15 protein-coding genes are annotated in these 18,229 nt (G+C 63.4%); 6 read left to right on the forward strand and 9 right to left on the reverse strand.

The window, feature by feature from the left end; genetic code table 11:
* The first annotated feature begins 219 nt into the window (after positions 1 to 219).
* Positions 220 to 1,596, forward strand: a complete 1,377-nt coding sequence (locus FJW08_RS11380) for an MFS transporter (protein WP_140810624.1) — start codon at positions 220 to 222, stop codon at positions 1,594 to 1,596.
* A 43-nt stretch (positions 1,597 to 1,639) separates the two neighbouring features.
* On the opposite strand, the gene purH is transcribed toward FJW08_RS11380, so the two are convergent.
* The 4 genes from purH to htpX form a co-directional block, all read right to left on the reverse strand.
* Positions 1,640 to 3,256, reverse strand: coding sequence for a bifunctional phosphoribosylaminoimidazolecarboxamide formyltransferase/IMP cyclohydrolase (gene purH, locus FJW08_RS11385; RefSeq protein WP_140810625.1), 1,617 nt, complete (start codon positions 3,254 to 3,256; stop codon positions 1,640 to 1,642).
* Between the two features lie 94 nt (positions 3,257 to 3,350).
* Positions 3,351 to 5,075 carry a heparinase II/III family protein gene (locus tag FJW08_RS11390; RefSeq protein WP_140810626.1) on the reverse strand — a complete coding sequence of 575 codons (1,725 nt, stop codon included), beginning with the start codon at positions 5,073 to 5,075 and terminating at the stop codon, positions 3,351 to 3,353.
* Positions 5,076 to 5,214: 139 nt separating this feature from the next.
* Positions 5,215 to 6,606 (reverse strand): RsmB/NOP family class I SAM-dependent RNA methyltransferase, encoded by a 1,392-nt coding sequence (locus FJW08_RS11395; protein ID WP_181182900.1) that lies wholly within the window; start codon positions 6,604 to 6,606, stop codon positions 5,215 to 5,217.
* Entirely contained in the window at positions 6,603 to 7,622 is a 1,020-nt protein-coding gene (gene htpX, locus FJW08_RS11400; protein WP_140810629.1) for a zinc metalloprotease HtpX, read from the reverse strand. The genes FJW08_RS11395 and htpX overlap by 4 nt, the downstream gene beginning before the upstream one ends.
* A gap of 105 nt (positions 7,623 to 7,727) precedes the next feature.
* Between htpX and FJW08_RS11405 the strand changes: the two genes are divergently transcribed.
* A complete protein-coding gene (locus FJW08_RS11405) occupies positions 7,728 to 7,949 on the forward strand; it encodes a DUF1674 domain-containing protein (RefSeq protein WP_140810630.1) in 222 nt (73 codons plus the stop codon).
* 61 nt (positions 7,950 to 8,010) lie between these two features.
* Here FJW08_RS11405 and FJW08_RS11410 read toward each other — a convergent pair whose 3' ends face one another.
* Entirely contained in the window at positions 8,011 to 8,475 is a 465-nt protein-coding gene (locus tag FJW08_RS11410; protein WP_140810631.1) for a hypothetical protein, read from the reverse strand.
* A 9-nt stretch (positions 8,476 to 8,484) separates the two neighbouring features.
* Positions 8,485 to 9,150 carry an HAD-IA family hydrolase gene (locus FJW08_RS11415; RefSeq protein ID WP_140810632.1) on the reverse strand — a complete coding sequence of 222 codons (666 nt, stop codon included), beginning with the start codon at positions 9,148 to 9,150 and terminating at the stop codon, positions 8,485 to 8,487.
* A 165-nt stretch (positions 9,151 to 9,315) separates the two neighbouring features.
* On the opposite strand from FJW08_RS11415, the gene FJW08_RS11420 reads away from it, so the two are divergent.
* The 3 genes from FJW08_RS11420 (at position 9,316) to FJW08_RS11430 (ending at position 13,653) form a co-directional block, all read left to right on the forward strand.
* A complete protein-coding gene (locus tag FJW08_RS11420; protein WP_140754958.1) occupies positions 9,316 to 10,185 on the forward strand; it encodes a transglutaminase family protein in 870 nt (289 codons plus the stop codon).
* A 359-nt stretch (positions 10,186 to 10,544) separates the two neighbouring features.
* Positions 10,545 to 12,023, forward strand: a complete 1,479-nt coding sequence (locus FJW08_RS11425) for a pilus assembly protein (RefSeq protein WP_140810633.1) — start codon at positions 10,545 to 10,547, stop codon at positions 12,021 to 12,023.
* 361 nt (positions 12,024 to 12,384) lie between these two features.
* Positions 12,385 to 13,653, forward strand: coding sequence for a cyclopropane-fatty-acyl-phospholipid synthase family protein (locus tag FJW08_RS11430; RefSeq protein WP_140810634.1), 1,269 nt, complete (start codon positions 12,385 to 12,387; stop codon positions 13,651 to 13,653).
* Positions 13,654 to 13,668: 15 nt separating this feature from the next.
* Here the strand turns inward: FJW08_RS11430 and FJW08_RS11435 are convergent, their stop codons facing one another.
* The gene (locus FJW08_RS11435; protein WP_140810636.1) at positions 13,669 to 14,415 is read right to left on the reverse strand and encodes an MOSC domain-containing protein; all 747 of its coding nucleotides are present in this window, start codon (positions 14,413 to 14,415) and stop codon (positions 13,669 to 13,671) included.
* Positions 14,415 to 16,370: an acetate--CoA ligase gene (gene acs / locus FJW08_RS11440; protein WP_140810637.1), complete on the reverse strand. Its 1,956-nt coding sequence runs from the start codon at positions 16,368 to 16,370 to the stop codon at positions 14,415 to 14,417. Before acs ends, FJW08_RS11435 begins: the two co-directional genes overlap by 1 nt.
* A 304-nt stretch (positions 16,371 to 16,674) precedes the next feature.
* On the opposite strand from acs, the gene FJW08_RS11445 reads away from it, so the two are divergent.
* The gene (locus FJW08_RS11445; protein WP_140810638.1) at positions 16,675 to 16,947 is read left to right on the forward strand and encodes an usg protein; all 273 of its coding nucleotides are present in this window, start codon (positions 16,675 to 16,677) and stop codon (positions 16,945 to 16,947) included.
* Positions 16,948 to 17,184: 237 nt separating this feature from the next.
* Here the strand turns inward: FJW08_RS11445 and FJW08_RS11450 are convergent, their stop codons facing one another.
* Positions 17,185 to 18,219 carry an aldo/keto reductase gene (locus tag FJW08_RS11450; RefSeq protein WP_140810639.1) on the reverse strand — a complete coding sequence of 345 codons (1,035 nt, stop codon included), beginning with the start codon at positions 18,217 to 18,219 and terminating at the stop codon, positions 17,185 to 17,187.
* Positions 18,220 to 18,229: the final 10 nt, after the last annotated feature.

Raw genomic sequence — 18,229 nt, forward strand, 5'->3', positions numbered from 1 at the left:
CGGTCCTCCCGGCGGACAAGAAAACTGTCACCCATGCTATCGGTCCATTCTGTTACCTATCTATCCGGTTCGGACAAAGCGTCTTTCTCCCCGTCCTGCACGGGGAGAAATGCCCGGCAGGACAATGAGGGGCGGCGCGACGCTTGTCATTTGCATGAGTATCGGAAAACGTGCAGACATGCCGCCGACACGGGCGGAGCGGGTGCCGGGGGAGTCATTATGGCGGTAGAGACAATGCAGCGGGCGTCCGGGCGCGGCATCTGGGGGTGGATGTTCTTCGACTGGGCGGCGCAGCCGTTCTTCACGGTCGTCACCACCTTCATTTTCGGCCCTTATTTCGTTTCGCGCATGGCGGGCGACCCGACCACCGGCCAGGCCGTCTGGGGCTATGGCATCGCCGCCGCCGGGCTGGTTATCGCCGTACTGTCGCCGATCCTCGGTTCGATCGCCGACCAGACCGGACCGCGCAAGCCGTGGATCGCCTTCTTCGCGGCGATCAAGGTCACCAGTCTCACCTTGCTCTGGTTCGCCGCGCCAGGTTCCAACCTGTTCCTGATCGTGGCGCTGTTCTCGCTGGCGTCGGTGGCGGCGGAATTCTCCACCGTCTTCAACGATTCCATGATGCCGCGCCTAGTGCCGAAGAGCGAGATCGGCCGCATCTCCAACATGGCCTGGGGCCTCGGTTATCTCGGCGGCATGATCGCACTGATCTTCGTCGTCACTTGCCTCGCCGGCTCGCCGGAGACCGGTAAGACGATCATCGGCATCACCCCGCTGTTCGGTCTTGACCCGCAGTTGGGCGAGGATGCCCGCGCCACCGGGCCGCTGTCGGCCGGCTGGTATTTCCTGTTCATCCTGCCGATGTTCTTCTTCACGCCCGACGCCATCAAGGGCATCCCGATCGGGCCGGCGGTGCGCGAAGGCCTGTCGGAGCTGAAATCGACGCTGGCCGAGGTGCGCAAGCGTGGCGGCATCTTCCGCTTCCTCGTCGCCCGCATGATCTACCAGGATGGCGTCAATGCGCTGCTGGCGCTGGGCGGCACCTTCGCGGCCGGCATGTTCCACTGGTCGATCACCGAAATCGGCATGTTCGGCATCATCCTCAACATCGTCGCCATCTTCGGCTGCTGGATCGCGGCGCGGCTCGACACCGCGCTCGGCTCCAAGGCGGTGGTGATGATTTCGCTGGTCATGCTGTCGATCGCCACCATCGGCATCATATCGACCGGGCCCGGCTTCACGCTGCTCGGCCTGATCCAGCTTTCCACCACCGATTTCGGGGGCCTGTTCGGCACGGCGGCTGAGAAGGCCTACATCATGTATGGCCTGCTGATCGGCCTGGCTTTCGGGCCGGTGCAGGCGTCGTCGCGCTCCTACATGGCGCGCAGCGTGACCGCGGCCGAATCCGGCCGCTATTTCGGCATCTATGCGCTGGCCGGGCGGGCAACCAGTTTCCTGGCGCCGTTCATGGTGGCGACGATCACCGCCACCAGCGGCTCGGCCCGGCTTGGCATGGCGGCCATCATCCTATTCCTGGCGGTCGGCATGGCGATCCTGGTTCGCACACCCTATCCGGCGGATCGGCCGGTTGAGTAGCAGCGCCGCTTCCTTCTTCCACAAGAGGAGAAGGAAGTCGCGCTCAATGCCGAAAATGGCGCACGCCTGTGAACACCATGGCGATGCCGTGTTCGTCGGCGGCGGCGATGACGTCGTCGTCGCGCATCGAGCCGCCCGGCTGGATCACGGCGGTGGCACCGGCCTCGATGGCCGACAGCAGGCCGTCGGCGAAGGGGAAGAAGGCGTCCGAAGCGACGACCGAGCCCTTGGTCAACGGCTCCGCCATGCCCGCCGTCTCCGCCGCGTCGACGGCCTTGCGCGCGGCGATGCGTGAGGAATCGACCCGGCTCATCTGGCCGGCGCCGATGCCGACGGTGGCGCCGTCCTTGGCATAGACGATGGCGTTCGACTTGACGTGCTTGGCGACGCGGAAGGCGAATTTGAGGTCGGCCATTTCGGCTGGCGTCGGCGCGCGCTTCGTCACCACCTTCAGCTCGAGGTCGTCGACCACGGCATTGTCGCGGCCCTGGACGAGCAAGCCGCCGGAAACCGACTTGACGGTCGTGCCTGCCGTGCGCGGGTCGGGCAGGCCGCTGGTGATCAGCAGGCGCAAATTCTTCTTGGCAGCTATGATTGCCGTGGCCTCGTCGGTGGCGTCGGGAGCGATGATCACCTCGGTGAAGGTTTTCACGATCTCCTCGGCCGCCTCGGCGTCGAGGGTGCGGTTCAAGGCGACGATGCCGCCAAAGGCCGAGACCGGGTCGCAGGCGAGCGCCTTGGCGTAGGCCGCTTTCAGCGACCTACCTTCGGCGACGCCACACGGATTGGCGTGCTTGATGATGGCGACGGCGGCGGAGCGGTTCGGATCGAACTCACCGGCCAGTTCGAAGGCGGCGTCGGTGTCGTTGATGTTGTTGTAGGATAGTTGCTTGCCCTGCAACTGCCGCGCTGTGGCGACGCCCGGCCGCTTGTCGCCATTGACGTAGAAGCCGGCATCCTGATGCGGGTTCTCGCCATAGCGCATGACCTCGGCCAGCCTGCCGCCAAAGGCGCACCAGGTCGGATGCTCGATCTCCAGCGCCTCGGCGAACCAGCCCGAGATCGCCGCATCGTAGGTGGCGGTGCGGGCGAAGGCCTTGGCCGCCAGCTTCTTGCGGAAATCCAGCGACAGCGAGCCGATGTTCATCTCCAGCGCGTTCAACACCGCGGCGTAGTCGCCGGGATCGGTGACGATGGCGACATAGGCATGGTTCTTGGCCGAGGCGCGGATCATCGCCGGGCCGCCAATGTCGATATTCTCGACGATCGCCGCGTAGTCGGCGCCGGAGCGGCGGACCTCCTCGAACGGATAAAGATTGGAGACGACGAGATCGATCGGCTGAATGCCATATTTGCGCATCGCCAATGCATGGTCGGGATCATCGCGCACGCCAAGCAGCGCGCCATGCACGGATGGGTGCAGCGTCTTGACGCGGCCGTCCATGATCTCGGGAAAGCCGGTGAGCTCGGAGACGTCGCGCACCGCCATGCCGGCTTCGGCGATCGCTTTTGCCGTGCCGCCGGTGGAGACGAGCTCGACGCCGGCCGCGGCCAGTGCCCTGGCGAAATCGATCAACCCGGTCTTGTCGAAGACGGAGAGCAAGGCACGGCGAACCGGAACGAGGTCGGGGGCGGGGATGTTCTTGGCAGGAACGGCCATGGGCTGGCGGCCTTTCACGGCTGGAGGGGCAAGCCCGCGCCGTAGCATATGGCATCAGGAAATCAAGCGGCAAGGTCGGCGCTGGAAGCCAGGGTCAGTTGTTTTCGGGATAACCGACGATCTTTGTCCGCGTCAGCTGCCAATGGACTTCGGCAATTTCGGACGCCTTGAAGGCGAGCACGATCTGGCGGCTGCGGCGCGGACCGCCCAGACCGGCGAAATAGATCGATTCCTCAACTTCGGGCGTCACTTCGCCCGAGGTGAACACCCAGGTATCGGCCTGATCGGCGGTCAGTACCAGCCGTTCCTGTTCGTCCTGCAGCAGATTGATGTCAGGATGGACGTGAAAGCGCACGGTGATGAAATCGCGGCCGCTGTTGCGGATCGCTGCGTTGCCGGGCCGCTGGAACCGGTCCCGACCCGCCAGCACATTGCCGTCCGCGGAGAGTTTCAGCTCACGCTCATGCAGGAAGCCGAAACGCTGGAGATAGCCGTCATGACGGGCGATGAAGCCGTGGACGCCCTTCTGGTCGATGCGCTTGCACTGCACTTGCCGCGGGCCGCCGATCAACGGTGAACCCAACTGGTCGTTGACCCGCAGCGCGTGAGTGAAACGCGCCGAAGACGTGTCGTTGATGGTGGCTGTCGAATGCGCGGCGGTGGCGCGAGCCAGCGGCCGGAACTCGGCGGCGCCGTAGGTGTCGATGCCGGCATTGACGATATAGTGCTGGCGTCCCGACGAGAGTTCGAAGGCGAGGCAGCCGGCATGCGCTGCATTGGAGACGTCGACCGGCGGCGGCGGGCCGGTATCGGCGATGACGGTGGTGCCGCCGATCGCCAGCCGCTCATAGCCCGAATGCGGCGCATGCAGCAGCGGCGAGCCGGCGGTGTCGTCATGGCGCAGGATGGTGGCGATGCGGTCATGGATTGTGGCGCCCATGCCGTTGAAACGGGCGAGGCTGCCATCCTGATGGCGGAAGAAGCGCAGCGCCGGCAGCATGCGGTCGATGGCGCCGATCAGCGCCTGCGGCGGCGCTTCGGCCTGGTTGGCATAGGTCTGGCGCAGCGGCAGGAGGTCGGCGAGGATTTCCAGCACCGCCATTGGATTGCGCGAGATATGGCCGCCGTCGGCAAGGATCTGGCGATTGAGTTCCTCTGCGAGGTTGCGGGTAGCGCGGCGCAACGCCGAGGCCGGCGCCGGCAGGGACAGTGCCGCGAAGGCCAGCGCGATGCGGGCGCGCAGCCGGTCCTTGCCGTCGGGCATTTCGCGCGCCATCGACCTGAGATAACGGATCTGCATGGCCAGCGATTTCAGGAAAGCACGGTAGAAGGGGAACTCGGCGCCCTGCAGCACGACGGAAGAATGCTGCAACCAGGCGATGATGCGTTTGGCCGTCGTGCCTGGTTCCCAGGCAATGCCCGAAATATGGTTGCCATGCATGGCGATCCAGTCGGAGACGAGCGCGCGGGCATTTGCCGCGGCGAGCTCCGTGCCGGCGGCACGCATATGGCGCAGCCAGCGAAAGCCATGCAGCGTCTTCTGCCAACCGTGATTGGGGACATTGATCTGGAAAGGGGATTTGCCACCGGTCTCGACCAGATGGCCAGACAGTGGATAACGGCCGTAATAGATCTCGAGCGCGATCTGCGGATCGGCAAGGCGCAGGTCCGGCGGCGCGATCAGGACGCGTTCGGGTGTACGTCCGGAATAGCGCCAACGATAGATCGGGCCGGCACGCAGGCGCCGGCGCGTCTTGCGCCAGAACTCCTTCGCGACCAGCGTCCACAGACGCGTCGTGTTGCTGGCAGCCAGTGCCAAAACCCCTCCTGGTCGTCCTATACCCCAAGCACAAGCTTATATGATTCAAGAACTTATGCGAGGCGAATTCCATAGGACGGAGCGGGGTCCCCTGCTCTTGGACCGGGTGCTTCCAAAAAAAATCTGCAAATCCCAGTGGTTAGGCCGAGGTTCGACGCATGCGTGCGGCGAAGAAGCCGTCCAGACCGGAGCGCTCCGGGGCGCCGAGGTCGAGATCGGCGGGTGTGGTGCGCAGCGTGCCCTGCGACGTGAGGAACGAATCGATGCCGGCGATCTCGCCTTGCCGCAGCGGATCGTCAATGACCGTAGCCGTGTCCTCGAGAAAGGAACGATGCAGTTCCTCGCCTTCGAGCGGGTCGAGCGAACAATTTGAAAAGACGATCCTGCCGCCGGGCCTGACCAGCATAACGGCGCGGGCGAGCAGCCTGCGTTGCAAGTCGGCGAGCTTTTCGACGTCCGCCGCCGTCTTGGTCCATGGCACGTCGGGATGCCGGCGCACCGTACCGGTCGAGGAACATGGCGCGTCGAGCAGCACGGCGTCGAACAGCTCCGCCGGCTCGTATTTGAGCAGGTCGGCCTGGACGATTTCGGCGGGGAGGCCAAGGCGGTCGAGGTTTTGCGCCAGCCGCGCCAAGCGGTTCTTCGAGGTGTCTACCGCGGTGACCTTGGCGCCGGCGAGAATGAGTTGCGCGGTCTTGCCGCCGGGCGCTGCGCAAAGATCGGCGACGCGCAGGCCGGTGACATCGCCGAACAGCCGGGCGGGAAGGCTGGCGGCGGCATCCTGGACCCACCATGCGCCCTCCGCGAAGCCAGGCAATTCGGTGACGGCGCCGGCAAGCTTATCCACCCGAACCGTTCCCATGGGCAGGACGATGCCGCCGAGCTTTTCGGCCCAGAGTTCGGCATCGGCCTTGACCGAGAAATCGACCGGCGCCTCGTGGCGATGGGCGGCCAGGATCTGCCGGGCCTCCTCGGTGCCATAGGCGGCCTTCAGCCGGTCGGAAAACCATTTTGGCGCCTCGTCGGTGGCGGCAAGCGCGGCCGGAAGCTCGGCTTCCTTGGCTCGCGCCAGCGTGCGCAGCACGCCGTTGACCAGGCCGGAAAAACGCTGCGTTCGGGGATCGGACTTGGCGTGGGTCACGGCGAGGTCGACCGCGGCGCTGTCGGGGATGTCGAGGAACAGGATCTGCGCCGCCGCCACATGCAATATGTGCGACAAGGCGGTCGCGTTGGGCGGCAGCGGCTTTTCCAGGCGCCGCGCCAGCAGTCCCGTTATGGTCATGCGGTAGCGCAGCGCGGTGACCAGTATGGCGCGCACCAGGCCGCGGTCGCGCAAATCGAGCGCCCTGTATTGCGGATGGCCGTTCTCGTGGTCGGTCAGGCCGTCAAGCGGCGTGCGTGCATCGATGACGGCTGCCAGCAGCCGCGCCGCCGCCTTGCGCGCGGCAAGGCCGGCAACGAACTCGCCGCCGGCATCGTGGTCCTGATCGCCTGAAACCGTGCGCCGAGGTGCTCTGCCCGCCACGCTCACGACCACCGGCCTTTGGGCCCGGTCGGGTTGCGACCCCATGGATTGGGCTTCGGGCTGGCCGGTTCGGCCGTCTGTTCCGGTTCGGCCGGCTTGCCCCACGGTCCGGCCGATTGCGGCTCGTCCGCCTGCGGTGGTGTCGGTGCCTGGCGCTGCGTGGCCCGCGATGCACCGTCGCCCATTTGCCGCGCCATCGCCTGCAGGGCGGCGATGCGGTTGTCGGTGCTCGGATGGGTGGAGAACAGACTGTCCATGCGCTCGCCATGCAGGGGGTTGATGATGAAGAGATGCGCTATCGCGGGATTGCGCTCGGCATCGAGGTTGGGAATGCGTTCGGCTCCGCGGGCGATCTTGTCAAGCGCGGAGGCCAGCCATAGCGGGTGTCCACAGATTTCGGCGCCACGCCGGTCAGCCTCATATTCGCGGGTGCGGCTGACCGCCATCTGCACGATCATGGCCGCGAAGGGCGCCACGATCATCGCCGCCAGCACGCCGACAAAGCCGAACGGGTTGTTGTCGCGGTTGCCGCCGAGGAAAAAGGCGAAATTGCCGAGCATCGAGATGGCACCGGCAAAGGTGGCGACGACGGTCATGGTCAGCGTGTCGCGGTGCTGGACGTGGGCGAGCTCATGCGCCATTACGGCGGCGACCTCTTCATGGGTCAGCCGCTGCAGCAGGCCGGTGGAGGCGGCGACCGCCGCGTTCTGCGGGTTGGGGCCGGTGGCGAAGGCATTCGGCTGCGGATTGTCGATCAGATAGGTTTTCGGCATCGGCAGGCCGGCCTGCTTGGCCAGTGCCTGGACGATGGCGTAATATTCGGGCGCGTTCTTCTCGTCGACCTCGACGGCGTGGTTCATCGACAGCACCATCTTGTCGGCGTTCCAATAGCTGAACAAATTGGTGCCGGCGGCGATCACCAACGCGATCATCATGCCGCCTGAACCGCCGATCAAAAAGCCGACGCCCATGAACAGCGCAGTCATGGTGGCGAGAAGCATGGCGGTGCGAATGGTGTTCATCGTCTGCTCCTGTCCGGATGGCGGTGAAAAAGGGTCGATCCTCGTGAGGTCATCGCTATATGATGGGAAACACCTGCTCCTGTTTCAATCCGCTCGAGATATCGCATGAACGACGAAACCAGTAAAACGCCGGCCGGCCCCGATGACGGCACGGCGCCAAAAGAGCTGACGCCCGCCGCCCGCCGCGCGCTGCAGGAAGCAGAGGCAAGGCGGCAAGATTATGCCCGGAAGGAAGCCGCGCTGCCCCGCGAGATCGGCGGCCGTGGGGGCAAGGAACCCGGCCGCTATGGCGACTGGGAAGTGAAGGGCCTGACAAGCGACTTTTAGAACGCTTCAGGTTTCTTGAAGCCAACCCTCCTTTAACAGTCTTCCAGCCGCTTGTTTGCCGTTACTCTGTGGGGCGGTCTGGCGCGTTCTTGACCGGGAACAGTTGCAATACACGCCGGCAGCCAGCGAGAGTCACGACCAGACAGCTTTGGTCAACCGTAAAGACAAAATGATGTGACTGGAAAAGGTGATCGGGCGTGATATCGACGATGACCTCGATCTGCCCCAATAAGCCGCAGGTTACCTTCGCACGGAGCGCGGGCTCGATGCACTTTAGCTCAGCGCTCCCACGTAAGTCCCGGTAAAGCGTCGCCAGTTGGTCGTGAAAAACTCCAAGTTCGTCGCTGCGGACATATGGTCCCTGTACTTCAATCCGGGCTCCGGAGGCATCCACGCGTGCCAGGATGTTAATCCAGTTGCCGTCCCAATAATCGTCGCTGTCTGGGAACTCACGCGACATGGCCCAAAGTGAAAGACCGGCTAGTAGGATGTCCGGTTCGTCAGCTTTAGGAGGCCGTTTATCCATATCGGTTCTTCAAGCAGCGTTGCGCTGCGGCTCGAGCGCAACCCAGCCGCGTTCGTCGACGGTGATGTCGATCTCATCATAACCGGCGATCGCGGCATGCTGTGTTGCCAGGGGATGCTGGTGCGTGGCGTTGATCACCATGACCGACGCGCCCGCCGCCTCCGCCGCCGCAATGCCGGCCGGGGCATCCTCGAACACCAGACAATCGCGTGCGTCGAAGCCAAGCCGTCTTGCGCCGAGCTGGAAGCAATCGGGCGCCGGCTTACCGCGGGAAACGTCCTCCGCCGCGACGAGGACGGCAGGGACAGGAATGCCGGCGACCTTCATGCGCGCAAGCGCCAACGAACGCGGCGCCGAGGTTACGATCGCCCAGCGTTCCGGCGGCAGCGCGTTGAGAAATGACACGGCGCCGGCGATCTGGAGGATGCCATCGAGATCGTCGGCCTCGGCCTTCAGCAGCAAATCCGCTTCGTGTCTCGGGTCGACGCCCGGGAGCGCCAGGGCGGTGATGGTCTCGATCGCCCGAACGCCGTGGATCGTCGGCAGGAAGGCCGCGACGTCGAGGCCGTGGCGCCGCGCCCAATCGCCCCAGACCCGCTCCGCCGAGGCGATGGAATTGATGAGCGTGCCGTCCATGTCGAAGAGGAAGGCGGCGAATTTTCTGCCAGCAAACATGATTTTCCTTGAAGTCCGGGGGAGGGTGTCGAGGGAGGACGCAACCGTAACGCCAAGGCGCCGGCATGGAAAGGCGCGCGAGCGCATTTGATCCAGGGAACCACCGTCACCTTGCAACGTTTGAAACCGTACAATTCCCATCACGCGAACCAGGGGACGACGCCCATGCTAATACGCCTCGGCTACGAGATCGCCATTGAATGCGCCGAGGCAACTCCGGTGATTTCGCTGCTCGAGATTCACAAGGACAGGCAGGGCGACATCAAGCGGCAGACACGTGTGCTCATCTCGCCATCGGTGCCGACAAGGCTCTATCACGACCTGCATGGCAATGCCTGTCGCCGTTTTACCGCGCCCGCCGGCGGCTTTCGCATCCTCTACGACGCGGTCGTCGAGGACAGTGGCGAGACGGACGAGGTCAACACGCTGGCCCGGGAAATGCCGGTCGCCGAATTGCCCGACGAGGTGCTCTTCTATCTCCTGGGCAGCCGCTACTGCGAGACAGATCATCTGAGCGATCTCGCCTGGCAGCTTTTCGGCCATCTTCCGTCCGGATGGGCGCGGGTGCAGGCAATCGTCGGCTATGTCCACAACCGCCTGTCCTTCGGCTATGGCTATGCGCGTTCGACCCGCACTGCCGCGCAGGCGCACGAGGAACGCGTCGGGGTGTGCCGCGACTTCGCCCATCTGGCGATCACGCTTTGCCGTTGCATGAACATTCCGGCGCGCTACGTGAACGGCTATCTCGGCGACATCGGCGTGCCGGCCGATCCGGCGCCGATGGATTTTTCGGCCTGGATGGAAGCGTTCCTCGACGGCAAGTGGTACACGTTCGACCCGCGCCACAACCGGCCCAGGATCGGCCGCGTCGTCATCGCGCGCGGGCGCGACGCCATCGACGTTCCCTTGCTGCACAGTTTCGGCCCGCACCGGCTCACCCTGTTCAAGGTATGGACCTACGAACAGCAAGGCAGGCTGTTCAATCCACCCCACCGCGGCATCGACAGGACGGTCAGCGCACAGATGCTGGCCTAGCTATGTCGATATTCAGATGAGGCCGGCCTGACCTGAATCTCAACACACCTAGGTTTGTGCCTCGGCCTCGCAATCCTGGGACAGTTGGTCCGCTTCGGCACAGAAGGCCTGTGCCGCAACAGGACGTCGCCAAGGCTTCGGCAATTGCCTCCTGTCGAGCATGGTAAGCGCCTGGTAAACGCGGCGGCGATCGTGCTTTTTCGTTTACCAGCCGTTCACCTTCACGAAGACCGAAATCAAGCAAAAACAATAGCTTGATGTCTGGCCGAAAATGTCCCGGCGCGAGGCGGCGTCATCCGGCTGGAATCCTGCATTGCCCTGTCTGCGGCGACGAGGCCGAGGCAAGCGGAGGCTGTTGGATGCGGAATTACGGGGGTCTTGTTCACGCGGTCGGCGGGTTCGCCAGAGATCGCGGTGGAAATTTCGCGGTCCTGTTCGGCTTTGCTGCCTCGGTCTTGGCGCTGGTCGCGGGCTTTTCGGTCAATGTCGCGCAGCTCTACAATGCCAGATCGAGCCTGCAGGGCGTGGTCGATGCGGCGGTGACATCGACGGCGCGTGACCTGACCACCGGCGCCACCAAGGAAGCCGACGCCGACAAATCCGTGCAGGCCTTTCTCGACGCCAACGCTACCGCCGGAATTCTGCACGCCGGCCAGATCGTGCTCGACAAGCTGATCGTCGACAGGACCGCCAAAACGGTCCAGGCGGATGCCCATGTCGATGTCGGCCTCTATTTCCCGTTGTTCAGCACCGGTGACATGCAGCGCGTCGGTGCTTCCACCACAGCGCTCTATTCCGACAAGCAGATAGAGGTGGCCATGATGCTCGACATAACGGGATCGATGGCCAAGCGGGGCAACGTCAACAAGATCGGCGACCTGATAGCCGCTGCGCGAAATGCCGTCCAGACGATGCTCGAGAACCAGGACCCGAAGAACCCCCGCGTCCGTGTCGCGATTGTGCCTTATGCATCTGGCGTGAACGCCGGCAAACTGGCCGAAAACGTCTATGCCGAAAAGCAAGGGAGTTCCGAGCTGCCACCCGTCGCCGGCAGTTCGCTTCTCGTTGCCAAGACGGGCAAAAATCTGCTGCCGTCCTTCAGCGACTACATCTCCATTGTTGGTGCGGCCATGCCGCGCCCGGATAATTGCGCTACGGAGCGCAAGAACAAAAACGGCGATGCGGATTTGAGCGCCGACGGCCCAGACACTGTTCGCACAGACAGGAACGGCAAGAAATATTATGCCCTGGTCAACCGGGATGATCATCTCAGCGGCGAGGGAATGAACAGATGTCCTGACGCGCAAGTGATTCCGCTGACCGCGGATTCCGATGCATTGCTTGATTCGATCGACGACTTCCGGGCCGGTGGTTTTACAGCCGGCGCGATCGCCATTCAGTGGACCTATTATATGCTGTCGCCGCAATGGCGCGCCGCAATCAAGAATGCCGGCCTCGGCAACGGCGCTTCGAACGCCGATCCGAAGAAGATTGCCAAGGTCGCAATCCTGATGACCGATGGCCAGTTCAATACGGCCTTCGCGGGTGCCGCCGGGAGCTACAACGGCCAGGGTAACCTTGCGCGCGGCAATGCTGAAACGCTGTGCGACAACATGAAAAATGACGGCATCGAGATCTTCACCATCGGCTTCGACCTGAACGACAAGGACATGTCGGCAACCGAGCGGGACCAGGCAAAGGCGGTGCTGAAGGATTGTTCGTCGAAAGACGCCTCCGCCACCGAGAAACATTATTTCGAGGTGTCCACCGGCGTAGAATTGAACGATGCCTTTCAGGAAATCATCCGCAACAGCGAAAAGGTCATACTGACCCAATAATCCGCCCAAAAAGGAAAAGGCCGCCGCTTCTTTCGAAGCCGGCGGCCTTCCGTGTTTCCGTCCATGGCGCGGCTCAATGGCGGTGACGTTCACGTCACCCGCCGCGCATCTCGCGCCTTAACGGGAAGACTGCTTCCCGAAAGTGCAATCCGCTGAGGCCACGTTCTGGAAAACGAAATCACTCGACATCGGATCACCTCCTTTCGATTTGTTGAACACACCCTCATGATGGGGTGCGTTGCAGCAAATGACAAGTGCCATGCTGAAAAAGGCATCCTTGCCCGAAGATGGCGCCGCATGCTTTGGCTTGCGATCCAGGTCTCAAACGGACAAGATCGAGCCATCGACCGCGGGGAAGGGCATGGACGCCACCGAAAGAGCTGCGCGCATCGTTCGAACGGTAGTCGAGGCGGTGAAGCCCGGCTTCGCGGTCAGGCTGTGGACCGGCGAGCGGATCGGCCCCGCCACCGGCCCCGTGCTGGTCATCAACGACCACGACATTGTCTGGCAGATCGTTCGCCGACCCTCCCTGTCGACCCTCATCGAGATGTGGATTTCCAAGGCAGTCGACATCGAGGATGGATCGCTGTTCGATTTCTACGCCCTGCCTTCAACGGGCAAGCTGCGCTCGAAGCTGAAGGCATTGCCGAAACGGGCGCTTCTGCGTGACTTGCCGGCGGTGCTGTTTTCGAGAAAGCAGATGGCGTCGCGGGTCGATCTCGCTGGTCGCAACCCGTTCGTCAGCGGCTCCAGCAAGGAGGCGATCCAGCATCACTATGATATCTCGAATGCCTTCTACCGGCTCTTTCTCGACGAGCGCATGGTCTATAGCTGCGGGTATTTCCAGGATTTCGCAAACGGCATCGACGAGGCGCAGGTCGACAAGCTCGACCATATCTGCCGCAAGCTTCGGCTGAAACCCGGTGAAAGATTGCTCGACATCGGCTGCGGCTGGGGCGCGATGCTGATCCATGCCGCGAAAAATTACGGTGTCGTCGGACACGGCGTCTCGCTGTCGCAAGCCCAGACCTCACTCGCCCGAGAGCGCATTCGCGCCGAGGGTCTGGAGGACAAGATAACCATCGAGATAAAGTCCTACGCAGAACTCACCGGCACCTTCGACAAGATATCGTCCATCGGTATGTTCGAGCATCTGGGCCTGGCAAACCATGCCGCCTACTTCTCCGCTGTCCATTGGCTGCTGAAACCGGGCGGCATCTATCTGCATCACGCCATCACGAGGCGCAGCAAAGGCGACATCAAGAAGACCCTGCGCAAGGGGCCGGAATACAAGGCGCTGATCAAATACATCTTCCCGGGTGGCGAGCTCGACACGATCGGCATGACGCTAGGCAATCTCGAGGCACACGGCTTCCTCGTCTACGATGTCGAGAATTTGCGCGAGCACTATGCCCGCACCTGCAGGCTATGGGCCGAGCGTCTGCAGGCGCGGTTCGGCGAGGCGATCGCCGAGGTCGGTGAAGCCAAGGCGCGGCTGTGGCTGCTTTACCTGAGCGGCTGCTCCATCACCTTCGAACGCGCCTCGGCGCAGATATTCCAGACCGTCGCCACCAAACGCGCGCGAGGCCCAAGCGGCCTGCCACCGACGCGGGCGGATCTTTATCGGTAGGCTTGGGTCGGTAGGTCAGACGAACCGCATCGGCGCGCCGATCTCGACACGGCCGGGCTGGTCGACGGTGCAGTAGACGCCGAGATTGTGGGCGTTGTGGCGGACCAAGTTGCGCAGGATCCCCGGATCGTTGTCGAAACCATCCTGGGCAATGATGGTGAAGCCGCAGCGGCGGCACGGCTCGGAGATGGTCAGGACGAGGTCGCCGATGGCGAGCTTGCGGCCGATCCATTCCGTTTCGGGAAACGAGCCGTCGACCGGAGCCATGTCGACGACGATGTTGGGGCGGAAGCGGCGGGGATCGGCGGCACGTTGCGGATGCAGCGCCTCCAGCCGCGACAGGGATGCCGTGGTCAGGAGATGTATCGGCGCCTTGCGGTAGCGTTCCGCGGTCAGCGGACCGGCATAGCCTGCCGCATTCTCCCTGCGGAACGGCCGGATCGAGGCGCCGAAGCCGAGATAGGCCGACACGGCGCGGTCGCATTCGGCGCCGGGTGCGGAGAGCCAGTCGCCATCGGGGATGGCGATTTCCAATTCGCCGCTACGGCTCAACCGGGTCCGGATGCGCGGCACGTTGTGCCATTTGGCGTCACGGTCGGGCCGGGCGATTTCATTGTCCGAGATATCGACGAGGCCGAACATACGGTCGCCCTCGATGCTGTCGGTGCCGACCAGGATGGCGTCCTGGCGCTCGCCGGCGAGCGAACTGGCGGGATAGCGCCACAACTGGGTGACGGTGCCCAATGCCGCGTCTTCCCGCATCAGCCCTTCTTGTTCTGCCGGTTGGCGACGAGGTCGTCGACCACGGCCGGATCGGCAAGCGTCGAGGTGTCGCCGAGCGCGGAAAAATCGTCCTCGGCGATCTTGCGCAGGATGCGGCGCATGATCTTGCCCGAGCGGGTCTTGGGCAGGCCGGGCGCGAACTGGATCTTGTCGGGCGTGGCGATGGCGCCGATCTCCTTGCGGACATGGGCGACGAGCTCCTTGCGCAGCTCTTCGGTCGCCTCCATGCCCTTCATCAAGGTCACGTAGCTGTAGATGCCCTGGCCCTTGATGTCATGGGGATAGCCGACGACGGCGGCTTCCGAGACCTTCTCATGGCTGACCAGCGCCGATTCGACCTCGGCCGTGCCCATGCGATGGCCGGAAACGTTGATGACGTCGTCCACACGGCCGGTGATCCAGTAGTAGCCGTCGGCGTCGCGGCGGCACCCGTCGCCGGTGAAGTATTTGCCCTTGTAGGTCGAAAAATAGGTCTGCACGAAGCGATCGTGATCGCCATAGACGGTGCGCATCTGGCCGGGCCAGGAATCGGTGATGCAGAGATTGCCGTCGGCGGCCCCTTCGAGCACCTTACCTTCGCCGTCGACCAACTGCGGCTTGATGCCGAAGAAGGGCCGTGTCGCCGAGCCTGGCTTGAGGTCGGTGGCGCCCGGCAGCGGCGTGATCAGGATGCCGCCGGTCTCGGTCTGCCACCAGGTGTCGACGATCGGCACCTTGCCGTTGCCGACGACGTTGAAATACCACTCCCAGGCTTCCGGATTGATCGGCTCGCCGACCGAGCCCAGCACGCGCAATGACTTGCGCGAGGTCTTCTTCACCGGGTCGTCGCCGGCGCCCATCAGCGCGCGCAACGCCGTCGGCGCGGTGTAGAAGATGTTGACCTTGTGCTTGTCGATGACTTCCCAGAAGCGCGACTGCGAGGGATAGTTCGGCACGCCCTCGAACATCAACGTGGTGGCGCCGTTGGCGAGCGGTCCGTAGACGATGTAGCTGTGTCCGGTCACCCAGCCGACATCGGCCGTGCACCAGTAGATGTCGCCGTCATGGTAGTCGAAGACATATTGGTGCGTCATCGAGGCATAGACGAGATAGCCGGCGGTGGTGTGCAGCACGCCCTTCGGCTGGCCGGTCGAGCCCGACGTGTAGAGGATGAACAGCGGATCCTCCGCCTTCATCTTCTCCGGCTTGCACTCAGGCCTGACCGTCGCGACTTCGTCGTGATACCAGACATCGCGCCCCGGCGCCCAGCCGATCTTGCCGCCCGTGCGGCGCACGACCACGACGGTCTTGACCTTGACATGGTGCTTGGCGGCAACCTCGATCGCCTTGTCGGTGTTGTCCTTGAGAGGAATGGGCTTGCCGCCGCGCAGACCCTCATCCGATGTGATGACGAAGGTCGATTCGCAGTCGACGATGCGGCCGGCCAGCGCATCGGGCGAAAAGCCGCCGAAGACGACCGAATGGATGGCGCCGATACGCGTGCAGGCCAACATCGCGTAGGCCGCCTCCGGGATCATCGGCATGTAGATGGTGACGCGGTCGCCTTTCTTGACGCCGTGCTTCTTCATCACATTGGCGAGCCGGCAGACATGCTCGTAGAGCTCGTTATAGGTGACTTTCCTGTCGTCGTAGGGATTGTCGCCTTCCCAGATGATGGCGGTCTGGTCGCCGCGCTTCTTCAGGTGGCGGTCGATGCAATTGTACGAGACATTGGTCTGGCCATCCTCGAACCACTTTATCGAGACCTTGCCGTCGAAGGAGGTGTTCTTGACCTTGGAAAAGGGCTTGAACCAGTCGATGCGCTTGCCGTGCTTGCCCCAGAACTTATCCGGGTTCTTCACACTGTCGGCGTACCATTTGAGGTAGGTGTCATTGTCAATCAGGGCGTTCTTCTTCCACGCCGGCTGGACGCGATGGACATGAACCTCGGACATTTCTGGCTTTCCTCCCGAACCCAATCCGCCGGCTTGAAACGCCCGCGTGATCGCGGCGACGCAGCCGCGAATTCGGCGGCATTATTACCAGTTCCGCCGCGACGGCAATATTAGACGTTGGATTCGCGTGGCGGGATGCCGCAGGGGCGCTTTTCGAGACTGTCAGCACTCGACGCGGTTCGCTGCTAACTGCATGTTTTTGTGGGAAAAGTTCGTTTTGCGATCAAGAAAAATCAATAGACAGTTAAGTAACGGCGCGCACAATTGGTGCTTGGGGGATGGAGAATCAACCTTGGGGACCGCAATGCGCGACCATCTTGAAATGGACCTGATGCTCAAAGGCTACGGGCTGACCACGGCCAAGATTCTTTATCATTTCCCCGACCACCCGCATCTCCTGCAGAGCTTCGTCTGGCAGGACTACGACATCGCTCCGAAGTTTCCGGTGCTGGTCAGGTTCATCGAATTCTGGAAGGCCAAGCTCGACGGGCCGCTGCATTCGGTGGTCTATACGCACCAGAAGCTGATCGCGCCGAACGAGTGGCGCAAAGTCGATGGGGAATTCGTGCTGCATTGAACGATGGTAACGCGATGATGGCTGTTGAGGTCGGCACCCTACGGCGCGCCCCTCTGTCCTGCCGGACATCTCCCCCTCAAGTGGGGAGATTGACTGGTTCGGTGATGCCGCCGCTCCGTCAACGTTCGAGATTCGCGAAAGCCATCGCGGCATCCCATCTCCCCCCAAGAGGGGGAGATGGCCGGCAGGCCAGAGGGGGGCGCTGTCCCGCGACCTTGCCTGCTAGAGTCCTCGCAATCACACCGCCGGCGGATTCAGCCGGGCAAAGCCTTCCTGACGCCGATAGGGGAAATAGGGGTACGGCGCGGTGACCTCGCTTGCCGCGTCGAGTTTTTTCACCTGCTCCGGCGTCAGCGTCCAACCGACGGCGCCGAGGTTCTGGCGCAGCTGCTCCTCGTTGCGGGCGCCGATGATGACGGAGGAGACGGTCGGGCGCTGCAGCAGCCAGTTGATGGCGATTTGCGGCACGGTCTTGCCGGTTTCCTGCGCCACCGCATCGAGCGAATCCACAATCCGATAGAGATGCTCGTCCTCGACCGGCGGGCCGAAGCTCGCGGTCTCGTGCAGCCGGCTCTTTTCCGGCAGAGGCTGGCCACGGCGGATCTTGCCGGTCAGGCGGCCCCAGCCGAGCGGGCTCCACACCAGCGCGCCGACGCCCTGGTCGAGGCCGAGCGGCATCAACTCCCATTCATAGTCGCGGCCGAGCAGAGAATAGTAGACCTGATGCGCGACATAGCGTGGGTAGCCGTGCTTCTCCGCCAGGCCGAGCGACTTCATCACTTGCCAGCCGGAGAAGTTGGAGACGCCGACATAGCGCAGCTTGCCGGCGCGCACGAGCCCGTCCAGCGCCGACAGAACTTCCTCGATCGGCGTCCCGGCATCGAAGGCGTGCAGTTGCAGCAGGTCGACATAGTCGGTGCCGAGGCGCTTCAGCGCGGCGTCCACCGACTTGATCAGCCGTGAGCGCGACGAGCCATAGTCGGCCGGCCCGTCGCCCATCGGCAGCGCGGTCTTGGTCGAGATCAGAACCGCGTCGCGGCGGCCCTTGATCGCCTCACCGAGCACTTCTTCCGAGGCGCCATTCGAATAGACATCGGCGGTGTCGAAGAGGTTGACGCCGGCCTCGAGGCAGATGTCAATAAGCCGCCGCGCTTCTTGCGCGTCGCTGTTTCCCCAGGCGCCGAACAGCGGGCCGGAACCGCCAAAAGTTCCGGCGCCGAATGAAAGCGCCGGGACTTTCAGGCCCGATGCGCCGAGATGTCGATAGTCCATTTTCTTGCTC

This window comes from Mesorhizobium sp. B3-2-1 (assembly GCF_006439515.1).
In the GTDB taxonomy this organism is placed as follows: Bacteria; Pseudomonadota; Alphaproteobacteria; order Rhizobiales; family Rhizobiaceae; genus Mesorhizobium.